This window comes from Candidatus Zixiibacteriota bacterium (assembly GCA_026397505.1).
In the GTDB taxonomy this organism is placed as follows: Bacteria; Zixibacteria; MSB-5A5; order GN15; family PGXB01; genus JAPLUR01.
Genome location: JAPLUR010000099.1, coordinates 1 through 11,346, shown reverse-complemented (window position 1 = coordinate 11,346; position 11,346 = coordinate 1). Strand labels below are relative to the sequence as shown.

Annotated in this window: 7 protein-coding genes and 2 pseudogenes; all 9 read right to left on the bottom strand. The window is 50.6% G+C overall.

The annotated features are described in order from the left end of the window. Window positions 1–312 precede the first annotated feature (312 nt). Entirely contained in the window at window positions 313–2,412 is a 2,100-nt protein-coding gene (locus NT002_10220) for an N-6 DNA methylase (protein ID MCX6829638.1), read from the bottom strand. A 15-nt stretch (window positions 2,413–2,427) separates the two neighbouring features. After that, complete coding sequence (locus tag NT002_10215) at window positions 2,428–3,228, bottom strand: type I restriction enzyme HsdR N-terminal domain-containing protein (GenBank protein ID MCX6829637.1); 801 nt, start codon at window positions 3,226–3,228, stop codon at window positions 2,428–2,430. Between the two features lie 1,390 nt (window positions 3,229–4,618). Then, a complete protein-coding gene (locus NT002_10210; GenBank protein ID MCX6829636.1) occupies window positions 4,619–5,989 on the bottom strand; it encodes a sigma-54 dependent transcriptional regulator in 1,371 nt (456 codons plus the stop codon). 199 nt (window positions 5,990–6,188) lie between these two features. Then, entirely contained in the window at window positions 6,189–6,605 is a 417-nt protein-coding gene (locus NT002_10205) for a hypothetical protein (protein ID MCX6829635.1), read from the bottom strand. A gap of 96 nt (window positions 6,606–6,701) precedes the next feature. Beyond that, window positions 6,702–7,802 (bottom strand): PKD domain-containing protein, encoded by a 1,101-nt coding sequence (locus NT002_10200; protein ID MCX6829634.1) that lies wholly within the window; start codon window positions 7,800–7,802, stop codon window positions 6,702–6,704. A gap of 3 nt (window positions 7,803–7,805) precedes the next feature. Next, a pseudogene (locus NT002_10195) lies at window positions 7,806–8,045 on the bottom strand (PKD domain-containing protein). A gap of 42 nt (window positions 8,046–8,087) precedes the next feature. Beyond that, window positions 8,088–8,924: pseudogene (locus tag NT002_10190) on the bottom strand (S8 family peptidase). Between the two features lie 778 nt (window positions 8,925–9,702). Next, window positions 9,703–10,341, bottom strand: a complete 639-nt coding sequence (locus NT002_10185; GenBank protein MCX6829633.1) for a thermonuclease family protein — start codon at window positions 10,339–10,341, stop codon at window positions 9,703–9,705. Between the two features lie 390 nt (window positions 10,342–10,731). Beyond that, a complete protein-coding gene (locus NT002_10180) occupies window positions 10,732–11,124 on the bottom strand; it encodes a hypothetical protein (GenBank protein ID MCX6829632.1) in 393 nt (130 codons plus the stop codon). Between the last annotated feature and the right edge of the window lie 222 nt (window positions 11,125–11,346).

The window sequence follows — 11,346 nt, the reverse complement described above, 5'->3', positions numbered from 1 at the left end:
CCGATGATCCTCTGGAATGAAAGTCTCCAGCGGCGGCAAAAGCATCATCTCATATCCTAAACGTTCACGTTTTGTTTGCATAAACCTATATAACAAATCCACCCCCTCAAAAAACAAGACTTTTTCAACAGTCCCGAAGTCGTGCGGTTCCGCCATCTTCTTGCACCATCAGTTTTGTAGCTGTGGTAGTTTTGTAGTTTAGTAGGTCAACGACCCCTTAGGGTCTTGACATTGCGCCGCAGGCGCAAATCTCTATAGTAGGTCGGGTTCCGAAATTCCTATGAAAGGAATTGAGAAACCCGACAAATTTGTCTACCGCTTCTCTTGGCTCTCTTCCACAATTTGTATTTCGTCTTCTGTCAGGTCGTAAAGCTCATATACAAGGCGGTCAATCTGGCGGTCGAGGGCAGCGCACCTGTTCTCGTAGTAGCTCTTGTCCTTGTCTGTCTGCGCCTTTGCCAACTGCTTCTTCGCCTCCAGCATCGCCTCCACCTTTGTCACCATCTCGTCGTGCCGCGCTTTGTCGGCGGGTATCGTGAGCTTCATGGGGGGGATCGGAAAGCGTGCGAGTTCGTTCACTTTGAATTGAGGAAAAATTTTCCGTTGGAGTTTGTCATAGGTTTTTTGAAACCACATCGACAACACACGCGAGTTTATCATTCCGAGGAGAAACTTCAGCGAAACAGCATTTCGAGGGGCGAAAATTATCATGCTATTGATGTCATTGTAATAATTCTCGTCTATGTATACCCCGTGTACGACATAAGGTGGGCTTGCTGGTATTTGCCTCACAAGAATTCTTTCACCCGCAAAAGGCACTGACCTTCTCGGCTCCGCAAGCCATTCACCATAGGACAGCCACGCACCTGACCATGATAAGTGATACCGACAGACGTCCTCGCCAGCGAGGTAACGCCCGTAGGTCTTGTTGGCTTTCATACGTGCATGAAAAATGCGCCCCTTTTTTTGCTTGTCCGTCTGACATGGCTTCCCTTTGCCAGTCTGATACGCTTTCAGTCCTGTCGAGACTCTACAAAACTCACTGAGAGGTTTAGAGGCAGATTCAATTTTACCTAAAATCTTCTGGATTCGCTCATCTTTTACCAAACTGATTTGAAGAATGAATTGAGGTGGTTTGAATATAGTGAGTTCTGCGGCGCGTGAAAAAACAATATGTCCGTCTTTCATTTCGCTGAGTCTAACCTTCGTTGCCTTACCCTTTCGCAGGTGCACTATCGCCGTATCCACATTTGCTGCAGCAAAGACTCGGTCGAGAATGTTGACGACAGTAATGTCAGCAGTGTTTTGCAGAAGAAAGCTGCGCAAGGGTGCACAACTATCAATTGTAAGCCAATTATTGGGGGTGATGTAACCGAGCGATGCACCTTGCCGCATTATTGCATGTGAACGCTCCAAAAACAGTCCAAAAGTATTTAATTGGGCACTTTGATGCTTATAGTGCCGATAAAAGTATGCCTTTTCGTTTTGGGTAAGACCTTCATTGCGTGTAAAGATATACGGCGGGTTGCCGACGATGGCGTCAAATCCGCCGCGCTTCATTACTGCGGGAAATGCGTCCTCAAAGTCCATGGCGTTAAGTTCGCGTACTTCGTCATCGACGAGGTCGCGTTCCCCGTCTCGACCTATCAGTGAGTTGCCACAGACGATGTTTTTGCTTAGATCAGGCAGTAGCTTTTTCATCTGCGCGATATGCTCGAAGTCCAGCAGGTATTGGCGGGTGCTGGCTTCCGTCTCTTCCTGCAGCAGTTTCAAGTAGAGCGAGAGCTGGCATACTTCGACGGCCTGGGCGTCAATGTCCACGCCGTAGATATTATTGAGCAGGATTTCCCGTTTCTTCTGCAGCGTCAGGTATAGCTTGCCGTCCCGTTTTATGCAATCGCCTTTGCGCGCTTTGCGGGGGTTCTTGTTGTAATACTGCCCGTGGTAGATCAGCAGCAAATCGAATATCCCCAGCAGGAACGAGCCGCTCCCGCAGGCAATATCGGCAAAACGCATCTTGGCAATCTGGTTCGGCGTCTTCCCGGCAATCAGTTTCCCGACTGTGTTTTCCACAATGTGGCGAACAATATACTCCGGCGTGTAATAGACCCCCCCGGCTTTGCGTACTTCCGGTTTCTCTTCCACCGTGGCCCGCTTGTTGGTGGCGACGATCACCTTGCCCAGGAACCGTTCATAGATAGAGCCCAGGATGTGGATCGGGATGAAGTTGAAGTCGTAGGGCGAATCGCTTCGGGCGAGATGCTGGCAAATGTCGGAAAAGACTCTGTCGTCAACATGAAATTTGGTGCTATCGAGGATATCGTGAGGTCTATATACAATGCCGTTATAGATGTCGTCGAGACGATCGCTGGCGGCGATGAAGTCGCTCCAGGCTTTACCCTTATCCCCCAAGTGCTCCACACGGCGTTACGGTTCGATCCCTTTGTCTTCGAGGAAACGCAGAAATACAAGGCGGTCAAGCGTGCGCTGGGTGAGTTCGGTTAATGTCTCGCTGCTTAGCTCCGGGTTTTTATTCTTGAAAGTGCGGGCCAAATCCTTACGATACTCGTCCAGTTCCGCCAGAAACGATTCGTCAATGCTCTGGTACCCACCCGGGAACAGGCCCCGCTGTATCGCCTTGCCGCGCGGCTTGGGAAGCTCCTTGGCGCGCTTTTCTATCGACCCGTCGGCAACCGCCTCCCGCGAGAACAGCCAGTATATCTCCCCAAATTTTTCATGGTTGGCATAATCGCTATAATGGAACTTCTTATAAATGCGATTCAATGCGGTTTCCATATCGGGTCTATAACGGCAATCGAGCACATTAAAATGCTCAAAATCGGTGAGAACAGCAAGCGGCGTGTTGCTATTCCAGCCGTAACGGATCAGTTGGAAATGGTTCTCCTTTGTCCCTATGTCAACTGATGGCTTCTTTGCCTCCACATAAAACCGCACATCATGAAAATTGGGCGCAAGATAGAAAGCATAGTCGGCCCGCCGCTGACCTGCTGCCATTGCGACACCCCGCTCTACCTTGACTTCCTGTTCATAAGGGTTGCTTTGCCGGTCATGGTTCACATCCCAGCCAAGGGCCATCCAAAACTTATCTATAAAGTCTTTGCGCGCCTGCGATTCTGTGTAATTGCTCGATCTGTAATGCGACTCATTGCGTTCAAAGTCTTTTACCAGAACCGCAATCTTCTCAAATGCCAGATCCATTTCGGACATATTTGCCTGCTTACCTGCCTTCCAGTTTTGTGGGTCAAAACCGCTTTAAACTTAAGTATACACCCCTTGGTCAACAAAATGCAAGGCGAAAGTCTTTCCTTGTTCCATCAGTTTGGTAGGTCAGGTCTCTTGCAGACCTGACACAATTATGTCAGGAGCGTAAAGCTCCTGACCTACCTAAAAATATTCATTGTTCCACTGGGTCTTTGGCCGCCGCCTCTCACTTAACAAAATCACTATCGAACCGATGGTGATTTACCCTTCGCCCCCCTTATATAGAAGGAGTGCTTATTTATATGTCCGTCAGCAAAAAATCACCTAACGCCAATTGTGCCAATGCCTTAAGATCATTCGGTCCAAAAACCGGCCGGGGCGCATCTCCATTCTCCAACTGCGCCACTTTGCCAATTCGCCGCCGGACTAAAAGAAACATTTTAAAAAACGAAGAAACAAACCCAATTTGCCGAACCCCTCCCGACCGCCCAACCCATTATCCGGCAACAAATAAGCAGTTTGGTAGGTCAGGTCTCTTGCAGACCTGACACAATTATGTCAGGAGCGTAAAGCTCCTGACCTACCTAAAAATATTCATTGTTCCGCCAGTCTGGTAGGTCAGGTCTCTTGCAGACCTGACACAATTTTGTCAGGAGCGTAAAGCTCCTGACCTACCTAAAAATATTCATTGTTCCACTGGGTCTTTGGCCGCCGCCTCCGGCGGCGGGCGTGACCCTGCGGCCTTTTGCGCCGTCAAGGAACCTCCTACCTGTTCCGTCAGGTCCTTAATTCCCCCCGCAGCAGCGGGGGGGAATGGTGACCTGACGGCCGGGTGGCATTCCCAGGCCGTTCGCTTCGAGCGCACGGCTTGGGGATGAACTCTTCCACACCCTCTGCAAAATCCACATCGAATCGATGGTGATTTGCCCTCCATCCCCATTATTAGAGCCACAAATGCACAGGTTTATTAATATGTCGGAAAACAAAAAGAGATCAATTCCAACCGGCCTTTCTTCCCAAAACAGCCTATTTTTGTATTTTTTCTACCGGAGGGGGCAAAATGACACTTTTAAAAAACGAAGAAACAAACCCAATTTGCCGAACCCCTCCCGACCGCCCAACCCATTATCCGGCAATCAATAAGCAGAAAGTGATTATGTTTTTTGGAGGCGCAGGAATTCCAATGACAAACCCATTTCCGCCATATTCATGACGCACATATTTTGTGCACATCAGGTTTCAGCCTGCCCGAACTTAACAATATTGGCACGTGCGCCCGCCACGGCGGGAAATGACATTGTATGAGGCAATAACGCTTGAATACCGGATGCAAACGCAAAGGCCCCGCTTCAGCAGGGCCTTTATCTATAGATAAAACAAGTGAGGATGAGGAGTCTTAAACCTGACCGTTTTCGATGCCATACTTCTTTATTTTGTCAAAGAGAGTCGTGTAATCGATTTTGAGCACCTCGGCGCATTTCCGCTTATTCCCCCGCACCTGCCCCAGAATTCTGACAATGGCGGCCTTCTCGGCGGTCATCTGCGCGTGCGCGCCGATCTCTTTAAGGCCGGCTCCCTCACGGAGACGAATCTCACCGGTGGTGGGCAGCCGAATGGCCAGGTGGTCGGGGGTGATTTTTTTCCCTTCCGCCAGAATAATCGCCCGCTCGACGGTATTTTCGAGTTCGCGGACATTCCCCGGCCAATGGTATTTTTCAAGCAGGGCCAGAGCCTCTTTGGAAAGACCTTTAAGCTGCTTTTTCATCTCCCGGCAATACTTGCTGATAAAAAACTCGGCCAGGGGGCGAATGTCATCGCACCGGTCGCGCAGCGGCGGAATTGTTATCGGAAAAACCGAGAGACGATAATATAGGTCTTCGCGGAACAGCTTTTTCTTAATCATATCGGCCAGATCCATATTGGTCGCGGCGATAACGCGGACATTCACCGCCACCTGCTTGGTGCCGCCCAGCCGTTCGAAACTCTTCTGCTGGAGTACGCGGAGAAGTTTGGCCTGCAGCGCGATATCCATATCGCCGATTTCATCGAGGAAAATGGTGCCTCCCTCGGCGATTTCGAATTTCCCCATTTTGCGCGCCACCGAGCTGGTATAGGCCCCTTTTTCGGAACCGAACAGCTCGTTTTCGAGAAGTTCATGCGGTATGGCGGCGCAGTTGATGGCCACATACGGCTTATCGCGCCGGGGCGAAAGATTATGTATGGCGCGGGCAAAGAGCTCCTTGCCAGTGCCCGATTCGCCCAGAAGAAGAACCGAGGTATCCGAGGCGGCGACTTTCTGTATCAGCCGCGAGACCTCTTTCATTTTCTCATTCTGACCGATTATTTCGCTGAATCCGAGATTGGCCGCCAATTCCTCGCGCAGAAGCGAATTTTCGGCGATCAGGCGGCGGTTTTCCAACGCCCGCTCGACTATGACCGTCAAATGGTCGGGGTCGAACGGCTTGGTGATAAAATCATAAGCCCCGTTTTTCATGGCCGCGACGGCCGATTCCACGGTTCCATAAGCGGTCATAATGATGACCGACATATCGCTGTCGATCTCTTTGAGCCGGGTAAGAACCTCGAGACCATCCATATCGGGCATCTTCAGGTCGGTCACCGCCAGGTCATAGCTCTTGAGGTGGGCCAGATCGATCGCTTTTTGGCCATCCTCCACGACATCCACCTGGTATCCTTCCTCACTCAGCGTCTGCGAAAGCATGGTCCGCATGGATTCTTTATCGTCAATAACGAGTATGCTGGGCATTATCTCTCCTCAAATGGGTGCTCTTTGTCCTCTCACTTTGATTTAGAACATGGGCTGATTTCCCTTAATGTATCGGCTTTAGGCCATAATCATGAATATCAAAATTTGCACATTTTTATATAGTGGATGTTACGGTGCAGATTATTGCACTATCCCGGAGAAAAGGCGGGAAAGAGGTGTTATAATGTATAGAGAAGAGTCATTGCCATATGCGCCGGTATCTTAGAGTTCGGGTGAAAACTCCGCCGCAAATGTCAAACTGGTAATAATAGACGCCGTCATCGAAGAAAACACCGTCATTGCTCTTGGCGATCCAGCTGATACTGTATTTGCCGGGGGCATAAGTGGAGTCGACAATATCTCTTATCAGCTTTGTCCCAGAATTATGGACGTCTATTTTCACCCGGCAGGAATCAGCCCCGGGGACTTCGAAATCGACCGTGAGCATTTTGGGCGGAAGGCTGCTTTTCCGATGGCCGGCCCCGGCAGTATCAAGCGGTGAGGTTCGCGGCGGCGGGCCGGTATAGGACATTTCATTGGAATGTCCGCAGGTGATAAGCCCGGTCGCCGGGAATAAGAAAAGTATCAGCAGAAAAACAAGATAAGCGGCTTTCATATGGATATTATACAAACCCGGAAGCAATCGGCCAAGCGGTAATTAAAAAGCCCCGTCAGATAACGGGGCTTTTAGGGCAAAGATGCTCTTCAAAGGCTACTTCAACAGAACCATCTTCTTTGTGGCGCTGTAAATTCCGGCATTGCCTTTATAGAGATAAATGCCTGAGGCAACACGGGAGGCATCCCAATTCACGGTTACTCTACCGGCCTCACTATAGCCGCTGAAATCAGCGACTTTCTGGCCGGTAATGTTATAGATGGTGATACTCCAGCCGGAGGCGACCGGGAGTGTCATCTCTATGGTTGTAACCGGGTTGAATGGGTTGGGATAGTTCTGGCCCAGAGTGAATCCCTCAGGCAGATTCACTTGACCATCACCCATCTCTACCCAGCCAGCGGAAGTGCCCCCTGCCGCGGAGACGCAGAAGTTGTCGAAATCGCAATTGGTGCGGTTGTAACCGCAACCGACCTTGCCGGTTACTGCCGAGGCCCATTTGTACGAGCCTATCGAGGTTGTACCGACCAGGACCGAGACGTTCCCATCGGAGGCACTGCTGACGGTCACATTATACCAGGTGGCGGTAGCAAAGGCATAACTCACCGATTTGCGAGTCGTGGCGCTACCGCTGATCATATCGCAGAAATAGACGTAGTTGTTAACGTCATCAAACTCGATATAACGGTAGTTGGTGGTGTTCGTAAAGGCAAAAAGGATCCTGGCTTTCCTATTGGTTCGACCAGTATTCATCCGGATGTCGCTGGTTATTTTGGGCGTAGTGAAAGTCCCAAAAGGTGAAGTAGTCCGGGCAGTGGTCGTAGTGGAGTTGCCTTTCATATATCCGCCGGTTGCAGTCCAGGTCCCCGACTTGTCGCCCCAGTCGGTAATGCTGCCGTCGGCGAAGTTGTCACAATACTGAGTCACAGTCGTCACCGTGATGTAATTGGTCTTGGTCAGGGTGTTCGACCCGTAGGCGTTGGTGGCTGTCAGCGCGACGGTGTAGGTGCCCGCCGTGGTGTATATATGCGACGGATTCTGTAGGGTTGACGTACCGCCGTCACCGAACGTCCAGGCCCAGCCGGTTGGGCTGTTGGTCGAAGCGTCGGTGAAAATAACCGTCAGCGGCGCGGTGCCTGAAGTCGGTGTGCCTGAGAAGGCTGCTACCGGCGGATCGGTCGGCGGAGCCGTTACGGTGATGTAACCGGTCTTGGTCTCGCCATCGGAACCGTAGGCATTGGTGGCCGTCAGCGTGACGGTGTAGGTGCCCGCCGCGGTGTAGATGTGCGACGGATTCTTCAGGGTCGAGGTGCCGCCGTCGCCGAACGTCCAAGCCCAGCTAGTCGGGTTGTTTGTCGAGGCGTCGGTGAAGACGACCGTCAGCGGCGCGGTGCCCGAAGTCGGCGCACCGGAGAACGCGGCTACCGGCGGAAGGTTGCCAATTGTCGCCAGCGCGGCGCTCGCGTTAACCTCGCCGTAGCCATAGTGTTGATCCCAGCCCGCCGGGCCGAGATCCGTCGCGGTATTTTGCAGAGCTGCCCGCACAGCGTCGGGGGTCATCGAGCCGCCCGCTTTGGAAATCAGTAGGGCGGCTACGCCGGCCACGTGCGGACTGGCCATTGATGTACCATCATAGAAGTAGTAGCCGAAAGTCCCGTAGTTGGTTCCGTCGTGCGTCTGTTGCAGCACGCCGTCGGGATATCCGTCAGCATTCTGATCGACAGTCACATCCCCACCAGGAGCACAGATGTCGATGGTCGAACCGTAGGAGGAATAAGACGGGTATGTCCTATCATAACGAACGGCCGATACCGAGATGCACTGCGTATAAGCTGCCGGATACTGTGGGGCAGAGGTGCCCGCGTTACCCGCTGCACATACGATGGTGACACCCGCATTGTAGGCATAGATCACGGCGTTTTGCAGGGCCGTTGAGCCCGAAGCGCCACCGAGACTCATGTTTATCACCTCGGCGCCGTTGTCGGCTGCGAAGGTGATACCGTTGACGATAGCGGTGTAGGTGCCGTTGCCGGAGGCATCAAGAACCTTTATCGGCATGATGCTGCAATCGAAGGCGACGCCAGCCACGCCGAGGCTATTGTTGGTGGTCTGGGCGATGGTGCCGGTTACGTGCGTGCCGTGGGCGCAGTCATCGTTGGGATGGCTGTCGTTATTGACGAAATCGTATCCGGGGACGAAATGGGTACCGGCCAGATCCGGCGCCTGATAATAAACTCCGTAGTTTTCGTAGGCCACACCGCAGTCGATGACCGCTACAACTACACTTTGTATACCGGTCGACTGATCCCAGGCAGCCGGCATGTTAATCTGCGGCATATGCCACTGATACGAATAGTACGGATCGTTCGGGGTCATGAACGCATGGGCGATATAGTTTGGTTCGGCATATTCCACGTCAGCCCGGTTGCTAAAAGCAGCGACCATCTCTTCGACCGTCTTGTCGGCCGTGATTCTGAGCAACTGGATGCCGATCTGAGCATTGGTTGAGACCAATGAGGTGCCGAGGTCGGCCTGAGCGATGGCGGTCTGCTGTTTGGTTACACCGTCTTTAAACTTCACAATTATTTCGCCCGGGACGTAATCCTGGGTCATCGAGCTGACGCAGGACGGACCAACCTGGAAGTTGGCGTCGTCGCCGGACCAGGCCAGAGTAAAACAGAACAGTACCAATAAACTGGTTACTGTCAAAATAACAGATTTTTTCATTACACTTTCCTCCGGTTGACTTAAGAGGGAGAAGGGTTTAGAAAACTACCTGTAACTTTAAACAATGAGTGAGGACAAAATTATCTTATCTATCACCCCCTTCAAAAAATGACGGCAAGTTTATTCCAGATGTCCATTGCTTGCATCAGCAATATCCTCTGCGATTATGAATATTAGGCCATTTACCCTACATCTATGGCAGATAATTAAGGGTGAGCGGGCGACCGTGTCAAGAAAAAAGGAAAGGGATAAAAGAAAATTCCTGACAGAAACAAGACGGTTTTCAGGGTCTTTTTTTCGGTTGTGAAAATATCAGCCATGTATAAATGCGTTGAGGCCAGTGTGATAGCTGATATAAGCGAGAAATGGATTTTTACGGGTGGCAGTTGCGGCAGGGAGATAAGCCCTGGCGCAAAGCCTCTTCGCGGGCGGCAAAGCGGATGATCTCCCCGGGGCGAAATTTCCGGACTTCGTCACAGGAGGGGCGGTGAAACCGAAGGCTCCCCTTTTTCGACAGATAAAAATCCTCTTTCTGATGGGGAATGGTCCAGATACCGCGGTGGTGATCCATCGCCTCATTCTGGGCGGCAAGGAGTTGGGCGACAATTTCCTTGTCGGGGAGGTTATCCTCAAAAAGATAGAGACCGGCCAGCCCCTGACGAAGGAGCTCGCGATTGAGCCAGACCGAATCGGTATAGAGGTAAGCCAAAAGGCGATCGTAGTTGTCTTTTTTCCTTTTTGAATATTTCAGGGAGACCGTTTTGCCAAGAGCCAGACGGGTCAAGAAGGCGCCGGCTGAATCGGCGAAGGGCTCTCCTTTTTCGGGACAATCAATGCCGAGGAGACGAACAGTCCGGCCGCCGGTCAGGTCAACCGTGTCGCCATCGATAATCCGGATGACCCGGATTTGACCATCGGCAATTTCGGCCGGTTTTTCGCCCAGATAGAAGCGAAGGAGAATGAGGAGAATGATAATGGCCGGGAGAAGGTATTTTATTTTACGAAGCCGCATGTTTGCAATATAAGGTTAAGCCGGCGGCGAAGGGAAATAGAATATTTCGCAGAGCGATGGTTCGGGGTTGTGTGAAAAAGATGAAAGCAACTGACCCGCAGGGTCACGCCCGCATGGGAATGCGGCCTAAGACCCTGCGGAACTGGAATTCTTGGATTTATATTCTATAGAACCCCCGGGGGGAGATTAAAAGCACGAATAAGATTGTCCAATATTCCCCTATAAATTTCATCACCTTCTCCATGACAAACAATGGGGAAAGATACTGGCCTACCCCCTATATTTGGATGATAAATCATTCGATGGCTACCCTTCCCCCTGCTGCGATGGATTTCAAATTGAGGATCAAACTCACGAAGTATTCTAATCAAATCGCGGAATTTATATATTCTACGCTTGGGCAATGCAGAAATCCGAATTTAATAGATTTCTCGGGAAGGGAATACTTGTGATTCTGCGCTTACGGTCTACTGTATTTGTCTCTGTCGGTCTCTCTAAGTTCAATCTGAATAATCTGTTATACACCTCAATAATCTCTGCGGGTGCCGGACGGTCTAATAATGTCGGTTGTCCTTTATGAATGGCAAAACTAATTTGCATCTCAATTAATTCTTTCAGATTATTTACAGCATTTTGGAAATTCTTGCCATATCCCACTATGTCCATCTCTAAGCAATGGGCAGCCCACATATGGTCGCTTTCCTGATAACCCAAGACACGTAAATATATCGCTAAGATTTCTTTGGTTTTCTTAACTTTCATATGATTTGCTCTCTTTTTCATACAAAATCACCTTCCTATTCACTAATATCGGATTCACCCAGCAAAAATTCAAGCCGCCGGAAGGTTTCCTTTGCGCTTTTGTACAAGATGAAGTACGCCAATCGGCAATGATGGGTAATATAATGATTGACTCCTTTCGTCTCTACTGTCACTAAAAATATACGTCGATATTCCCTACAGTCAAGCACAAATTGCAACTTAATTTAACACAAAAATAGCTAT

Bases quoted from the DNA above. Each gene is read 5' to 3' on its own strand.
- NT002_10215 (MCX6829637.1), bottom strand. From the start codon at position 3,228: ATGTCCGAAATGGATCTGGCATTTGAGAAGATTGCGGTTCTGGTAAAA.
- NT002_10210 (MCX6829636.1), bottom strand. From the start codon at position 5,989: ATGCCCAGCATACTCGTTATTGACGATAAAGAATCCATGCGGACCATG.
- NT002_10205 (MCX6829635.1), bottom strand. From the start codon at position 6,605: ATGAAAGCCGCTTATCTTGTTTTTCTGCTGATACTTTTCTTATTCCCG.
- NT002_10185 (MCX6829633.1), bottom strand. From the start codon at position 10,341: ATGCGGCTTCGTAAAATAAAATACCTTCTCCCGGCCATTATCATTCTC.
- NT002_10180 (MCX6829632.1), bottom strand. From the start codon at position 11,124: ATGAAAAAGAGAGCAAATCATATGAAAGTTAAGAAAACCAAAGAAATC.